This window comes from Pokkaliibacter sp. MBI-7, assembly GCF_029846635.1.
In the GTDB taxonomy this organism is placed as follows: Bacteria; Pseudomonadota; Gammaproteobacteria; order Pseudomonadales; family Balneatricaceae; genus Pokkaliibacter.
The window spans coordinates 1963996-1980000 of sequence record NZ_JARVTG010000001.1; the positions used below are offsets into that span (position 1 = coordinate 1963996).

13 protein-coding genes and 2 rRNA genes (1 of these 15 only partly in view) are annotated in these 16005 nt (G+C 52.8%); 6 read left to right on the forward strand and 9 right to left on the reverse strand.

Features of this window, described 5'->3' with window-relative positions:
• Positions 1–328 precede the first annotated feature (328 nt).
• Positions 329–1528: an amino acid aminotransferase gene (locus QCD60_RS08760; protein WP_110189234.1), complete on the forward strand. Its 1200-nt coding sequence runs from the start codon at positions 329–331 to the stop codon at positions 1526–1528.
• A 136-nt stretch (positions 1529–1664) separates the two neighbouring features.
• Here QCD60_RS08760 and QCD60_RS08765 read toward each other — a convergent pair whose 3' ends face one another.
• Entirely contained in the window at positions 1665–3083 is a 1419-nt protein-coding gene (locus tag QCD60_RS08765) for a sugar porter family MFS transporter (RefSeq protein WP_279784349.1), read from the reverse strand.
• 228 nt (positions 3084–3311) lie between these two features.
• Positions 3312–4793, reverse strand: a complete 1482-nt coding sequence (locus QCD60_RS08770; protein WP_279784351.1) for a sigma 54-interacting transcriptional regulator — start codon at positions 4791–4793, stop codon at positions 3312–3314.
• Between the two features lie 352 nt (positions 4794–5145).
• On the opposite strand from QCD60_RS08770, the gene QCD60_RS08775 reads away from it, so the two are divergent.
• Together QCD60_RS08775 and QCD60_RS08780 are read left to right on the forward strand one after the other, a co-directional pair.
• Positions 5146–5907 carry an arginine deiminase family protein gene (locus tag QCD60_RS08775; RefSeq protein WP_279784353.1) on the forward strand — a complete coding sequence of 254 codons (762 nt, stop codon included), beginning with the start codon at positions 5146–5148 and terminating at the stop codon, positions 5905–5907.
• A gap of 19 nt (positions 5908–5926) precedes the next feature.
• Positions 5927–6715: a transporter substrate-binding domain-containing protein gene (locus QCD60_RS08780; RefSeq protein WP_279784355.1), complete on the forward strand. Its 789-nt coding sequence runs from the start codon at positions 5927–5929 to the stop codon at positions 6713–6715.
• Positions 6716–7036: 321 nt separating this feature from the next.
• Here QCD60_RS08780 and QCD60_RS08785 read toward each other — a convergent pair whose 3' ends face one another.
• Positions 7037–7249, reverse strand: a complete 213-nt coding sequence (locus QCD60_RS08785) for a cold-shock protein (RefSeq protein WP_104153125.1) — start codon at positions 7247–7249, stop codon at positions 7037–7039.
• A 573-nt stretch (positions 7250–7822) separates the two neighbouring features.
• Here QCD60_RS08785 and QCD60_RS08790 point away from each other — a divergent pair.
• Complete coding sequence (locus QCD60_RS08790; RefSeq protein ID WP_279784358.1) at positions 7823–9640, forward strand: DEAD/DEAH box helicase; 1818 nt, start codon at positions 7823–7825, stop codon at positions 9638–9640.
• 72 nt (positions 9641–9712) lie between these two features.
• On the opposite strand, the gene QCD60_RS08795 is transcribed toward QCD60_RS08790, so the two are convergent.
• Genes QCD60_RS08795 through QCD60_RS08805 form a run of 3 tightly spaced genes read right to left on the reverse strand, consistent with a single transcriptional unit; the run spans position 9713 to position 12110 of the window.
• A complete protein-coding gene (locus tag QCD60_RS08795; protein ID WP_279784360.1) occupies positions 9713–10642 on the reverse strand; it encodes a biotin-dependent carboxyltransferase family protein in 930 nt (309 codons plus the stop codon).
• A complete protein-coding gene (gene pxpB / locus QCD60_RS08800; RefSeq protein ID WP_279784362.1) occupies positions 10639–11328 on the reverse strand; it encodes a 5-oxoprolinase subunit PxpB in 690 nt (229 codons plus the stop codon). The genes QCD60_RS08795 and pxpB overlap by 4 nt, the downstream gene beginning before the upstream one ends.
• Before the next feature lie 35 nt (positions 11329–11363).
• Positions 11364–12110: a 5-oxoprolinase subunit PxpA gene (locus QCD60_RS08805; protein ID WP_279784364.1), complete on the reverse strand. Its 747-nt coding sequence runs from the start codon at positions 12108–12110 to the stop codon at positions 11364–11366.
• Positions 12111–12214: 104 nt separating this feature from the next.
• Between QCD60_RS08805 and QCD60_RS08810 the strand changes: the two genes are divergently transcribed.
• Both QCD60_RS08810 and QCD60_RS08815 read left to right on the forward strand, forming a co-directional pair.
• A complete protein-coding gene (locus QCD60_RS08810) occupies positions 12215–12730 on the forward strand; it encodes a winged helix DNA-binding protein (protein WP_243410206.1) in 516 nt (171 codons plus the stop codon).
• Positions 12731–13001: 271 nt separating this feature from the next.
• Positions 13002–13634, forward strand: a complete 633-nt coding sequence (locus QCD60_RS08815) for a C40 family peptidase (protein WP_279784367.1) — start codon at positions 13002–13004, stop codon at positions 13632–13634.
• Between the two features lie 174 nt (positions 13635–13808).
• On the opposite strand, the gene QCD60_RS08820 is transcribed toward QCD60_RS08815, so the two are convergent.
• From QCD60_RS08820 to QCD60_RS08830, 3 genes are all read right to left on the reverse strand, one after another.
• A complete protein-coding gene (locus QCD60_RS08820) occupies positions 13809–14813 on the reverse strand; it encodes a porin (protein WP_279784369.1) in 1005 nt (334 codons plus the stop codon).
• A gap of 824 nt (positions 14814–15637) precedes the next feature.
• Positions 15638–15753: ribosomal RNA gene (rrf, locus tag QCD60_RS08825) — 5S ribosomal RNA — on the reverse strand.
• Between the two features lie 178 nt (positions 15754–15931).
• A 23S ribosomal RNA gene (locus QCD60_RS08830) occupies positions 15932–16005 on the reverse strand; it runs 2804 nt beyond the window's last position.

Below are 16005 nucleotides of genomic sequence, written 5' to 3' on the forward strand. Positions count from 1 at the left end.
TCCGCTGGTAGAACGTGCAAACGTTCCCGATGCTGCAATAACCAACCAGCATTCACTATAGGTCAGCTTCAGCCAGACAGCCTGCCAATCAGCCAGATAACTGATCCAGATGGGTAAGAAAAACGCACTATGCTGCTGTTTCGGCGCAGATGACCGGACAATCACCATCCATATTGGCAAATGATAGAAATTTACCCCGACAGGCGCCTTTATCCGCCGACTCACTCCGCTATACTGGTCGGTGCATTTTCAGGACAAAATGCAGTCAGCTGTTTGATGACTCACCATACGCCCTAATCACTTCCGCCCTAGCGATCGAGTTACCATCATGAGTCTGTTTTCTGCCGTAGAAATGGCCCCCCGCGACCCCATCCTTGGCCTCAACGAAGCCTTTATTGCGGATACCCGCAGCAACAAGGTCAACCTGGGCGTGGGTGTGTACTTCAATGAAGAGGGCCGCATTCCTCTGCTGCGCGCCGTGCAGGAAGCCGAAAAGGTTCGCCTGCAGGCTGCCGCTCCCCGTGGCTACCTGCCCATCGAAGGGATTGCCGCTTATGACAGCGCGGTGCAGAAACTGCTGTTCGGCAGCGATTCTGAACTGCTGGCAGCAGGCCGGGTGGTAACCACTCAGGCGCTGGGAGGCACCGGTGCACTGAAGACCGGTGCCGACTTCCTCAAGCGACTGCTGCCTGATGCCACCGTAGCCATCAGCAACCCCAGCTGGGAAAACCACCGTGCCCTGTTTGAGTCAGCAGGCTTCAATGTCGAGAACTACCCCTATTACGATGCCGCCAGCAATGGCTCTGATATCAAAGGCATGCTGGAAAAGCTCAACAGCCTGCCCGCCCGCTCCATCATCGTGCTGCACGCCTGCTGCCATAACCCTACCGGCGTAGACCTCAGCAACGACGAATGGAAACAGGTACTGGAAGTGCTGCAGGCACGCGATCATGTCCCCTTCCTGGATATCGCCTATCAGGGCTTTGGCGACGGTATCTATGAAGATGCAGAAGCAGTGCGCCTGTTTGCCGCCTCAGGCATGAACTTCTTTGTCTCCAGTTCCTTCTCCAAGTCATTCTCCCTGTACGGCGAGCGTGTCGGCGCCCTGTCACTGGTGACCGCCAGCCGCGAAGAAAGCGCCCGGGTCCTGTCACAGGTGAAACGTGTTATCCGTACCAACTACTCCAACCCACCCACTCACGGTGCCACCGTGGTGGCCAGCGTACTTAACAGCGATGAGCTGCGCGCCATGTGGGAAGCGGAGCTGGGCGAAATGCGTCAGCGTATCCGTGACATGCGCATCAGCATGGTCGACAAGCTGGCCGCTCTGGGCGCCGCCCGTGACTTCAGCTTCGTCAAGCAACAGCGTGGCATGTTCTCCTACTCCGGCCTGACCGCCGATCAGGTGGAACGTATGCGGGCCGAGTTTGGCATCTATGCCGTAGGCTCAGGCCGAATCTGTGTGGCCGCCCTCAACAACGGCAATCTGGATGTGGTCACTCAGGCGATTGCGGAAGTCATTCGCTGATACTGGCTGAAATCCGGCGGTAACTGCTTCAGCATTATCGCCGGACACAGAAACAACAACGGCACCCTGAGGTGCCGTTGTTGTTTCTGATCTGCGATGCCGGTTGTGATGTCATACCGGGCCGACGCTGCCTGACTCAGCGACCAAGCTTGCTCAGCGGCTTGCCCTGCATCAGATTCTGCTCGATCTTCTCCAGAGAGACCCCTCTGGTTTCCGGTACATAGAACAGGGTGAACAGGATAAACACCACGTTCAGTGCCGCGAAGGCCCAGAACGTGCCAGGGCCACCCAGCGTGTTCAGTGTCGTCAGGAAGTAGGCCCCGATAATCATATTGGTTGCCCAGTTGGTTACGGTGGAGCAGGTAATACCGAAATCACGCCCCGCCTGTGGCTGAATCTCGGAGCACAGGATCCAGATCAGCGGGCCGGCAGACATGGCGAACCCGGCCACGAAGACCAGCAACATGGCGACAGCAAAGAGCTGCATACTGGCAGTACCCGTGCCCATATTCAGCAGGTAGCCCAGAATCGCCATGCCGATGCCCATCACCAGGAAGCCGGTATACAGGATGGGCTTGCGGCCCCAGCGATCTACCAGACCAATGGCGATAAAGGTCGCCAGTACGTTGACCAGCCCCACAGAAACCGTGGACCACAGCTGAGCTTCAGTGGAAGCAAAGCCAGCCATGTCGAAGATACGCGGCGCGTAATACATCACCGCATTAATGCCAGTAAACTGCTGGATAACCTGCAGTACCATGCCCAGTGCCACAGTTCGGCGGAACGCCGGACTCTGACGGAAGAGCTCCCAGCCACTGGCGCCTTTTTTCAGGTTGGCACGGATCTCGGTCATTTCACTGTGCACTTCTTCATCGCTGCCACGCAGACGACGCAGCACACTCTGGGCCTCTTCAAAACGCTCTTTAGTGGCCAGCCAGCGCGGACTGCGGGGCAGTACCATGACCCCCAGCAACAGGCCCAGCGCCGGGAAGGTGATCACTCCCAGCATCCACCGCCAGCTCTGCAGGTAACTAAAGGCCGTATTGGACAGAAACGCTGCCAGAATACCGATGGTGATCATCAGCTGATACATGGAAATCATCGAACCACGCACCCGCTCCGGAGCGATTTCCGACAGATAGAGTGGCGCGGTAAAGGAGGCGATACCGACTGCCAGCCCGAGAATCACCCGAGCGACAATAAGCACAGTCGGCGTCCAGGCCGCTGCAGCCAGCAGTGAACCAACCACAAACAAGGCAGCACCGACCATCAGGGCATACTTGCGCCCCAGCTTCTGCGACATCATGCCAGCCGTCAGTGCACCAAGGGTGGCACCGAACATCATGGAGCTGACAATCCACTCCTGCATGGAATCATCAATCTGGAAATCCCTGGCGATAAATGGCAGTGCACCAGAGATCACGCCAATATCCAGGCCAAACAACAACCCTGCCAGTGCGGCGAGGAAACAGGTAAACCAGACCATAGGCACCAGCTTGGCTGGTGTATCGGAGGCAAACGATTTACTGCGGTCAACCATGGGGGCATGGGCCATACAGCGCTCCTTCAGCATCTTGTTATGCTTGTCTGTCTATCCCTGGAGTAGTCCGGCGCTGTATCAGCACCTGTCAGGCGATCCCTGCCCGGCGGCGCTAGAGATTAAGGAGTTGGAAATATTACGCAATATCGTTTCAGCACAGATGGCGACTGTTATGATTCAGTCTGAATCCGCACCTTACCACTCAGTAATATTACCTACATGCTTGATAATTATAGGAAATCTTCACAAGCCTAATTTACGCAATTTAGACTGCAATGTGGTCCGAGGAATCCCCAGCAACTCTGCGGCGGCACCAATATGCCCCGCACTTGTGACCATAGCCTGCTGAATCAGCTCACGCTCCAGTGCAGCCAGCTGTACCGGCAGAGAAGCCGGTGACGGTGCCCCCAGCGGAGCCGCTGGTGCTGCCAGTGAAGGAGTGCTCGAAGCCTGAGAGGAGTGATCAGCCGCCTGAGCAATCTCACTGGTGGCCACCGGGCTCACCGATGTCCGCACCACGTCACTTTCATCCAGAAAATGCAGTTTTTCGAGCCACGGCTGCCCACTCGGCGCTAACAATAAGCTGCGCTGAATCACGTTTTCCAGCATGCGTACATTACCGGGCCAGGGATGCTGCTGCAGCGCCTGCAATGCCTGCTCGCTGATACCCTGAATGTCCGGCCGTATGTCGGCTGCATGCATACGGATAAAATGTGCTGCCAGCACCGTAATATCGCTGCGCCGCTCGCGCAGAGGTGGCACCCGGATAAATCCAACATTCAGACGATAGAACAAATCCTCACGCAACCGGCCCGCTCGAATCTCTTCCCAGGGAGGCGTATTCATCGCCGCAATAATGCGAACATTGACCTGTTGCTCACGTCCGCTGCCCAGTGGTGAGAAACGCCCATCCTGCAGCACTCGCAACAGCTTGCCCTGCAGCTCGATGGGCATGGAATTCAGCTCATCAAGAAACAGGCTGCCGCCATCCGCCAGAGCAAACAGCCCCTTACGGGTCTCCGCTCCCGTGAAGGCTCCTCTGGTCGTGCCGAACAGTGTACTTTCCAGCAAGGTGTCAGGAATGGCCGCACAGTTCAGCGTAATCCAGGCTCTTTCTGCGCGCTTACTGCGCTGATGGACACGGCGGGCAAACAGCTCTTTACCGGTGCCGGTCTCGCCGTAAATCAGCACCGGTACATCGGCTCCGGCGCACGCATCCAGATGACCCAGCTGCTGCTGCATCTGCGGATCGGCCGTGATGATGGCATCCCCCTGCTGGCGCTGACTACCAGCCTCCAGCAGCCGTGCTGACAGGTCCAGCACCTGATTGGTCAGACTACGGTAATGACTAAGATCCCGACCAACTTCGATCGCCCCGATGATCTGGCCACTGGCGCCATAGAGAGGCAAGGCGGTATGCAGGTAATCGATAACCTGCCCCAATGGTGTTTCATAACGCTGATGACAATGAATGAATCGCTGCCCCTGTGTCAGGCAGCGCATCAGAGTACTGGTGTCTGCGGTCAGGCTGGGACAGGCCAAAGGCTGGCCCAGTACCTGAGCGGCATCCACACCATCGATAGCTGCGCTGTAGCGGTTGTAATAAACAAAGACTCCCTGCTGATCGACGATGGTAACCGGCTGTTCCAGACTATCGAGAAACTCACGCAGACAAGCCAATACTCCCTGCAACTCCGTCGAGACAGGCTCGCGCCACACTGTCATTACCCCTCCAGACGGTTATTCACCATTTTTCATCCGCTACCTGACGATTTTTCGTCAATCTTAGGTGTCCAGCACGGACACCCTGCTCAACATAACGAATCCTCTGCCCCCAAGCTCATTAAATTCAATACACCAGCATTAGAGACGATATTTGGTCAAATGACGAAATATCATCAAAAGAACACCTTATCTAAAGCAACACTCCCTGCATTTCGATCCATTTACGCGAAAAAGTAGTCTTTTAAGCCACTCGTCCGAGCCTTTTTCACACATAGGCGTGGCACAGTCCTTGAAATAGTCACAACAGGCATACTCACTGCAATTAAGCCCGTTCCTGACTCAAGGATTCTCCATGTTCAAACACACCATTGTTCGTCGCCCTGCTGCCACACTGATGCACGGCCTGACGTCTGTCGACCTCGGTCGTCCCGATTACCTGACCGCACAAGTCCAGCATCAATGCTATATCGATGCCCTGCTCAGCTGCGGCGTTGACGTGACCGTACTGCCTCCACGTGAAGACTTCCCCGACTCCTGCTTTGTCGAGGATGTCGCACTGTGTACACCACACTGCGCCATCATTACCCGTCCGGGGGCAGACAGCCGACGTGGCGAAGCCGAACTGATCGGTACCACGCTGCAACGCTTCTATTCCTCGCTGGAGTCCATCACCGCTCCCGGCACACTGGAAGCAGGTGACGTCATGATGGTCGGCACCCATTTCTATATCGGTCTGTCAGCGCGCACCAACGAGGAAGGCGCTCGTCAGCTGATTCAGATTCTGCAACGTCACGGTATGAGTGGCAGCATGGTCAAGATGGCGGAAATGCTGCACCTGAAGACAGGGCTGTCTTATCTGGAACACAACCACCTGTTGATTACTGGCGAATTTCTCCACCTGGATGAGTTCAAGCCATTCAACCGCATTGAAGTCCCTGCAGAGGAGGCTTACGCCGCCAACAGCATCTGGGTCAACGACAGCGTGATCATGCCTGCTGGCCATCCATACACCGCTGAACAGGTCCGCAAGCTGGGTTATCGACTGATCGAAGTAGATACCCGTGAGTTTCAGAAACTCGACGGTGGCGTCAGCTGCCTGTCTCTGCGCTTCTGACGGAAAAGGAATTACCAGCATGTTACGACTCCGCTCAGCTCTTCTCGCCCTGGCTTTAGGCTCTGGTGCCAGTGTCCATGCAGGTACACTGGAGACTATCCAGAACAACCATGCCCTGCGTGTCTGCTTTGAAGCGGGCTATATGCCCTTTGAAATGAAGGACAAGAATGGCAAGGATATTGGCTTTGACATCGACATCGCCAAGCTGATGGCCAAGTCCATGGCGGTGGACTATACCCCGGTTAACACCGCATGGGATGGCATCATTCCCGCACTGATGACCGACAAATGCGATATTGTCATGTCGGGTATGACCATCACCGCAGAACGTAATCTCAAGGTGAACTTTGCTGACCCCTATATCGTGGTTGGGCAGACCGTCCTGCTGTCACCGGCCTACAAAGACAAGGTGCACAATTTCAGAGACCTGAATAATCCCAGCACTATCGTCATTACCAAGCTGGGTACAACGGGAGATATCGTCGCCAAAAAGATGCTCGACAAAGCACAGATCCGGGTCTTTGAAAGCGAAGCAGATGGGGTAATGGAAGTATTAAATGGCAAGGCAACCGCCTTCATCTATGACCTGCCATTGAATGCGTTCTACAAAGCACAGAATGGCGACAAGCTTATTCATCTGGACACCCCGTTCACTTATGAACCCTTAGGCTGGGCCGTCCGTCAGGGTGATGCGGATTTCCTAAACTTCCTCAACAACTTCCTCCGCCAGATCAAAGGCGATGGCAGCTATGACCGCCTGTATCAGAAATGGTTTGAAGATCGAGACTGGATCACTGCACTGCAATAGTGCAGTCTGAAACGCGCTACAGGTGCTGGATTTTTTGCAAAGAGATCAAACAGCACCTGACTGCTCTGCATGTCTCCATGTCGATGTCTTCCAAACAGCTGTCTGTGCCCGCTCACAAAGGCATGGTCAGATTACGCAGAACCTTTCCTCTGGTAACAAGTTCAAAATGCGATGTAACCATTAGTAACGCAGGCAATAAAAAACCCTGAACGCCTATCCTTTCGGACAATCATTCAGGGTTGGTTTGCTTTTAGTTACCTGGGCAAAAAACAAGGCTTACAACAAAGTGGCGATGCAGATTGGGCCAGGGAAAAAGCGGTCTTAGGCTACTACGGTGACGTTTTCAGCCTGGGGACCTTTTTGGCCTTGAGTAACTTCGAAAGTTACTTTCTGACCTTCGTGCAGAGTGCGACGGCCAGTGCCGTTGATTGCACGGAAATGAACGAACACATCAGAAGCACCGTCACGAGCGATGAAACCGAAGCCCTTTTCTTCGTTAAACCACTTAACGACGCCGGTAACTAATTGAGACATATAACTCTCTTATCTATATAAAGTGTCGACCGAGGTCGACGGAAAAGAAGCTTTACCTCACAGGTTACCCTGCCAAGGTAAAATTTTGACTTTGTCACCAAAGTCAAAGGCCGAGTATAACCGCCTCTAGACAAAGCACCAACCGACTTTTTGTTATAAAGAAGTCAGTTAACTGTACTTTTTTTGATCAACAGTCATTTTTCATGACTGTCGTCAGTCGCAAGACAGTTATTTTTAGTCTTAGCAAATAATGTGCACACCCTGATTTTTGACGCATTCGACTTTAGTACTGACTATTTTATATACAGCAGTTGCCAACCCTCTGGGTTTTCTTTAGAATGCGCCACCTCGATGTATCGCACTCCCGTTCAGTCCGGTTCTTGCGGCGCCTCAAAGAAGGTGTGATCCGCCCTAATCCCTGCTGATAGAGTCTCAACCCACAGGTTTGTACCGTTGGTTCAGGCGTTGTTGCCCAGTCTTCCATGACGGGCCCGGGCCCTTCCGTGAGTTCCGATATATCCTTTCATGCCCTCGCTGGGTGCTTTAGTTTTTCCTTTTATTCGGAACTCCGTAATGTCTGCACAAGCAACGACTATGACCTTTGCTGATCTTGGCCTGCCTGAATTTCTGCTGACCCCTCTGGCAGAGATGGGTTATGAAAATCCTTCTCCTATTCAGGAGCAGAGTATCCCCGTATTGCTGTCCGGTAAGGATGTACTTGGCCAGGCACAGACTGGTACTGGTAAAACCGCCGCGTTTGCTCTGCCCCTGCTGGCGCGTATCAATTTGAAAGTAAGCGCCCCTCAGGCGCTGATTCTGACTCCTACCCGTGAGCTAGCCCTGCAGGTGACCACTGCACTTGAGCAGTATGCTGCGCGCATGCGTGGCATCCGCATTCTGTCCGTATACGGTGGTCAGGACTACCGTACTCAGCTGCGCGGTCTGCGTGATGGCGTGCATGTTGTTGTCGGTACTCCAGGTCGCGTGATGGATCATATGGAGCGTGGCACTCTGAATCTCGACAACCTGCAGACGCTGGTACTCGACGAAGCAGACGAAATGCTGAAGATGGGCTTTATTGATGATGTTGAGTGGATTCTGGAAAAGACCCCCAGCACTCGTCAGATTGCACTGTTCTCTGCCACCATGCCGCCGGTTATCCGTGAAGTAGCCGATCGCCACCTGCAGGATGCTGCTCAGATCAAGATCCACAGCAAGACGGCCACCGTATCCTCTATTACTCAGGCTTATATCGAAGTAAGCGGTCATCAGAAGTTTGATGCACTGGCACGCCTGCTGGAAGTGGAAGACTTTGATGGTCTGATCATTTTTGCCCGTACCAAGACCACCACTCAGGAACTGGCCGACAAACTTGATCACTACGGCTATCGCGCCGCTGCTCTGCACGGTGACCTGAGCCAGCCTTTGCGTGAGAAAGTAGTAGATCGCCTGAAACAGAACAAAGTAGACATCATCGTGGCCACTGACGTAGCTGCCCGTGGTCTGGACGTTGAGCGCATCAGCCACGTCGTCAACTACGATCTGCCGATGGACCGCGAATCTTATGTACACCGTGTTGGCCGTACTGGCCGTGCTGGTCGTGAAGGCCGCGCACTGGTACTGATCACTCCACGTGAGCGCCGCACACTGCAGGGTCTTGAGCGCCACATTGGTCACTCACTGGAACGCTACAAGCTGCCCACCAAGAAAGAGATGGCTCAGCTGCGTGAACAGCAATTTGTTAACAAGATTCTGGAAGCCATGCAGGATGAGCGCGTGAGCGAAGGCACCAGCATCGTTCAGCGTCTGACCGAAGAACACGGTGTGGCACTGGAAAACGTTGCAGCAGCCCTTTACTGGATGGCTCGTGACGAAAAAGCAGCTCCGCGCAGCGCCGACATTGAAATTGAACAACCCGAAGCACGTGCAGCCCGCCGTGGCGACCGTAATGAACGTGGCGAGCGCGGTGAACGCACCGAGCGTCGTGAGCGTCCCCAGGACACCGAGCCAATGACTCGTTACCGTATTGCCCTGGGTCGTGAACAGCGCGTCGAGCCACGCGATATCGTCGGCGCCATCGCCAACGAAGCGGGCATTTCCGGTAGCCGCATTGGCCATATCAAGTTGTACGGCACCTATTCAACTGTATATCTGCCTGAAAACCTGAACCCTGCTCAGCGTTCTGCGCTGGCCGGTTGCAGCATCCGCAACCAGTCCATGCAACTGTCTCCCTGGGCAGAAAATGGTGAAGAAGGTGGTTATGCTGACCGTCCACGTCGCAGCAGTAGCCGAGGAGATCGCGGAGATCGTCCTGCTCCCCGTCGTAGCCGTGATGAAGATCGCGGTGAGCGCTTCAGCCGTCGTGACGACTTCCGTCCTCGCCAGCGCTAAGCGTTAGCCAGCGCCTAACACAACACCCCGTTTTCGGGGTGTTGTTGTTTCTGGCGTATCAAAACCAGCAGACTAGCGGAAAAACTTTAGAAACGTCACCATAGTTTGCTGCGCTTCGAACAAGCTGATCGGGCTGAACTTCAACTCTGCTCCCGGCTGTCTCTGTGCCAGCGCATAGAGATCAAGAGGTAACACACTGCCCAGCTTGGGATAGCCACCAATAGTCTGACGGTCCTGCATCAGGATGATTGGCTGACCATCTGCAGGTACCTGTATTGCCCCCAAGGCGATTCCCTCTGATATCAACCCTGTACGTAAACTGGCAATGGATGCCCCTTCCAGACGAATGCCCATGCGATCACTTTTAGGCGACAATATATAGCTCGAACTAAAAAAAGTATTCAGGCTGGCATTGCTGAAACTGTCCACTTGCGCCCCCAGCACAACACGCAGCGTTAATGGCTGTTGATAGTCAGGAATAAAACGACTACTGACCGCCTGATGCGGACGCACCATTGGTTCATAGTGAAGACAGTCGCCAGCCTCCAGCCGACGCCCGGTGTTATCCAGCCCTCCCATCCCTTCGCGCAGGACCGTCGAGCAGCTTCCACCTAACGAACGCTCCACATGAAAGCCACCAGCAACGGCCAAATAACTGCGTAAGCCTTTACGCACATGACCCAAATGCAGCTCTCCTCCTGCCGGCACCACAACGGTCTGCCACATGGGGATGACATCACCATTAAGCCGGGGCTGGCAGTCCGCACCGGTCAGTGCAATCGTGGTCGCCGCAGCAAAACGGACCTGTAGCCCTCCCAACGTCACCTCAATCACACTGGCATCGGCTGAGTTGGCCAGCAACCGATTAACCCAGGCATAAGCATGCCCGTCAGCAGCTCCACCTGTTGCCAGACCTGACTCCATGACGCTGCGCCGGCCAGCATCCTGTAACAAGGCCAGCATGCCACCGTGAAGCACCTCAATTGCAGCAAGTTGATTCATAGCATGCCTCCTTGCAGCAAGTAGGTATCTCTGTCGATAGCCGTGAACTGTACCCGGTCTCCCACTTGCAGGAATGCAGGCGCAGAGCGATCTGCATCGAACATCAGCAAAGGTGTTCTGCCTATCAGATTCCAGCCACCCGGCGTGACTGAGGGATAGATTCCGGTCTGAGTATCAGCGATCCCCACCGATCCCATGGGTACTTTGGTCCGTGGAGTAGAGATGCGCGGAGTAGCAATCCGTGCGTCCACTTGCCCAAGAAAGGCAAAGCCCGGGGTAAACCCTATCGCAAAGGTGACGTATATCTTGCTGGTATGCAGCGCAATCACTTCCTCAACCGACAAGCCATGTCTCTGAGCCAGGTTACCCAGGTCAGGTCCCGACTCTTGCGAGTAATAGACCGGAATATGTTTAATGACGCCTGCGACCTTGTCTGCAGAATCAACATCCAGACTACGGAGGCAGTGCTCAACAGCACTCAGAAAAGATGCGTGATCATCTCTCAGCAGATCGTACTGGAGATACAAACTGGTATATGAGGGCACAACTTCGACTAGACGCTCCGCCAGACCAGACTGCAACCTGTGCTTGGCTTCGAGAATCAATGGACTGAGCTTTTCATCAATCCTATCCCCGAAATACAGCATCAGGGCGTCCACGCCTACGATCTGTGCTCGCCACAGCATAATTACTCCTTACGCCCGCAGGCTTTTAGCTCACGTTACTTAGCTGTAGTCAGGACATCGATGCCTTCACGAATAGCCTGTACCGCGCGAATGGATTCCGGGTTATCACCATGAACGCAAAGTGTAACGGCATCCAGCTTGAGCGGACTTCCGGAGCTCGCCAGGATACTTTCGCCTCGCGCCAACGTCAGCGCCTGCCGCACGATAGTATCCACATCGTGATGCACTGCATTAGGCAGACTTCGAGACATCAGATAGCCCTCTGCGTCATAGCCTCTGTCAGCAAAGGCTTCCAGCCACAACGTCACGCCATACTCTGCAGCCAATGCCTTAACATTGGAGTTATCTGCCGTAGTCATGATCATAAGCGGTAACGGCTCAGGCTCACTGGCCAGTGCAGCCATGACCGCTCGCAGTACCTTTTCATCTTTCATCATGTCGTTATGCAAGGCGCCATGAGGCTTAACATATGCAACCTTGCCACCTTCAGCACGAGCAATAGCCTGCAGTGCACCGTACTGGTAACGAATAAAGGCGGTGATTTCTGCCGGAGTACAACTCATTGACCTGCGGCCAAAGCCAACCAGATCTGGATAGGAGGGATGGGCACCGATCATGACATTATGCTGCAGTGCCAGACGTACCGTTTTCTGCATAATCAGGGGATCCGAAGCATGAAAGCCACAGGCGATGTTGGCCTGATCAATGAAAGGCATGACGGCTTCATCCATCCCCATTTTCCAGGCACCGAAACTTTCACCCATATCGCAGTTCAACCACATCGCATACGCTCCCCTATTCGCAAACAAAGCAAACTCGACAACATCAGCATTTTATAAATAATTTATCGATAAAATACATGGACACCCTACGACGGACAATAACCATGCCACAGACTCCCGCGCACCATGCGATCGTCTCCTCAGATCATCTGTCTACTCAGTCAGTAGAAATGTCTGAATTTGAATTTGGCCTGATCATGGCAAGCCATGCCTTCTCCAGATGGATAGTTCGTTGCATGAGCGCAAGCGGCATGCCCGAACTAGGCTCGCTGGACATCCTGGCACTTCACAGTGTCAACCACCGTCATCGTCCCAAGCGGGCCGCGGATATTTGCCTGGTATTCAATATTGAAGACAGTCATACCGTGACCTACGCGTTAAAAAAACTGCTCAAGCTTGGCCTGGTTGCTACAGAAAAACGTGGTAAGGAAACCTATTTCCTTACCACTGAAGAAGGTCGCGCACTTTGTGAAAAATATGCTGCTGTAAGAAGGGACTGCCTACTGGATGCAGTACAGACATTAGGTTTCGCCGGTGAAGAGATGGGAGCAACAAGCACGTTATTACGTGCGTTATCCGGTATCTATGACCAGGCCTCCCGCGCAGCAGCGTCGCTGTAGTAGCGTAAACTGCACCAAAATCATGCGAATCACGTACATTCTCTGCTTCGTGAAGTGGCATAGATCCTTGCCAGAACCATAAAGCACAGACGCTAACTGACCCAGATACGGATTGAATGAATAAAATTCGCGACAATGGCAGGGATCTTGCTGTAACCTCTAGCGTAATTTTCTGTCTGGTAGGGCCACTTCATCTGATCGCAACACACAATCAGGGAAGATAGTTTTTAGCCCATGTTATTAGCATTTTCTATTGCGGCGGGTTGGTCAGATGCGCGAGCGCCTAACACCATTGATCATCTTGAGTTTTTCAGTCCTGCTAACTGCATGTACGGGCAACCCCAGTAAAAATCAAGCCTCCCTCAGTTATGATGTTTCCGGCGATCAGACAGCGCAGAGCGAAATTGCTGATGATGACAGCCAGAATCAAGACCTCAGCTCTATCGACCAACCCTCCTCCTTCACGAAAAAACGCACTTCCGCCCTGCCCGGCAGTGACTACAATCTGCACGGCGACGATCCTGCCACCCAAGTCCTCAAAAAGGCGTTGACCCTGATGGGCACCCCTTATCATTTTGGCGGTAACACCCCTTCTTCAGGTTTCGACTGCAGTGGTTTGATCAATTACGTATTTAACGAAACCGCAGGTATCAAACTGCCACGCTCCACCAGAGAGATGATCAAACTTCCTGGCGCGACCATCGCCAAGAATCAACTACAGCCAGGGGATCTGCTGTTCTTCAACCACAATGGACGAGGAAGAGTCAGTCATGCAGGTATTTATCTGGGCAATAACGAATTTATCCACTCCAACAGCTCTGGCGGTGGAGTAAGAATTGATAGCCTGAAAACCAGCTACTGGCAGCGCAGCTATCTGAAAGCAAAACGGGTGCTTGAATACTAATTTTCAGACAATAAAAAACCCTGATAAATCAGGGTTTTGGCTAGCTCGAACAGGTCGTTTCAATATTATCAGCACGTTAATTTGAAAATGCAGGCCATCTGCAGCTTGAAGGGGAGCAGCAGATAGCCACCCCGACCAGCGGGGCGGTCTATCCAAGCGTAGAAGTGCGAGTTATTAGAACTTCACGCGGTAACCAACGGTAAAGCCGTCATTCAGAGCATCGATACCGTAATCGGATGCACCCTGCTCAGCAGCACCATTCACGTTGTAGTACTCAGCGTACACATCCGCGCCACCACCCAGATCATGATAAACACCAACCAGACTGCGCTTCAGCTTATCAGCGTTGTCAGGGTTAGCCTGGCTGTAGTTCACGCCAATGGTGGTTTTGTCGATAGTATAGGTAGCAGCAACATCGTACACATCGATAGAACCGTCAGTAGCACCTGCAGAGGTGGCCAACTGTTGGTTATGCTCATAGTTTGCACCTACGAAAGCATTGTTATAGGTGTAACTTACACCTACGGAGTAGTCATGCTTATCATAGCTATCCTGATCTTTTTCATACTGGGACTGAGCATAGCCAATACCTGCGTATAGGCCGTTTGCTTCGTAGTTCACACCGGCAACGTAGCCATCAACATCCTTGTAGCGGTGTTTTACACCATTTTCATCAGTAAAATCTTCGTTTCCGCCGTCACCAGTAATAGCAGCGTAGCCATTGAAGCCTGCATAGCTGGGTGACTCATACGCCAGAGAGTTACCGATACGCTCCTGAGTCTGGGTGAAGGCAGCAGAAGTACGCTCGAATACGTCACCTACTACAGTTTTGTACATCGGGTTCTCAAAGCGACCTACAGTCACTTTACCGAAATCACCTTTCACACCTGCGTTTGCATGACGAACTTTCAGGTTGGCGTCGGTAGTCCCCTCAGTGGAGGTACCATCAGTGTCATTACCAAACTGGGTTTCCAATTGATAGAAAGCTGTCAAACCAGAGTCCAGCTCACTTTCACCTTTCACACCCAGACGATGGCCAGCGTTGGCAATGTTCATGTCCTGGTTTTTATCAAACTGCATCTGAAAGTGCAGACGACCATAAAGAGTAGCATCAGCCTGCGCCAGAACGGGCAGAGTAGCAGCACTGGCAACAGCAACAGCTAGCAGGGATTTTTTCATTGAAAGGCCTTCCTTAATCCTGAATTCGAATCGGGGGTAAACTTTCTCGGAAAATCTTCCTCCCCCAACTGTTTAGACAGTGATATAGCATGATCACTACCGCAGGCAGTCTAATGAAATCCAGCCCAAAAAACCTAATCCAATTGTTGCACTAAATCTCTTAAAAATAGCACTCACTTACCTTAAAACCCTTTATTTATGAGATTTATATATAGAAAACTATTTATATAACTGTCTCATATCATGACGTTTCTGGCATTTCTGATTCATATTGAAAACTTTACTACCGCAGCCCTTCTACTAATTTCTAAACGTTAATCAACAAAGGAGACTCACAACACGGCGCTTACACATCATCTATTGGCCATATCACCCTCTCCGCAACCATCTAAATGATTTTTACCTCCTAGCATGAATAAACAGGGTATGCAGCCGCATTACCAAGGACAGCCCCATGAGCCTTTTGATAGCAAGTGACTAAAACAGAATAGGAAGAAAGCCTTTAGATGAAGAGAGGCGTAAGGGCAGCTATGCGCTCAGAGGGACATATACTAGAGGACATTGCATGAATGTGGCTGTCCAGCTGTGTCTTTGCCTGGGAGGAGCAGGCGGAAGCCTCCAGCCGTTTCATGCGGCAAGCAATTCAGGGCTATGTGGATCGTTACTGGGGATAACGCTGCTGTCTGGGGGAGAGGAAGCGGCCGATACGATGCGCCTTTCCCCCACTCCCTCACCCATTTCGGGAAGCCGAGCAAGGCCAGCGTTTTTTCGCCGCAAAAGCAAAACCCCTGACCGTTACCGATCAGGGGTTGCTGTGTTTCAATGCCTGGCGATGACCTACTCTCACATGGGGAAACCCCACACTACCATCGGCGCTGACGCGTTTCACTTCTGAGTTCGGGATGGAATCAGGTGGTTCCACGTCGCTATGGTCGCCAGGCAATTCTGGCTGAGTCTCTCGGACTTACTTCCTCTGCTCGCTCACTCTTCGCTCGCTCACAGCCGCCGGTTTACTCAAATAAGGGTGGCTCTAATTTGATTATTCGCATCTTCATGCGCTTGCGACGATCACAAAATCTCTTCGTCTATCCAGTGCTTAACCAAGTCTCTTAGCTTATATGGCCAAGCCGCACGGGCAATTAGTATGGGTTAGCTCAATGCCTCACAGCACTTACACACCCCACCTATCAAC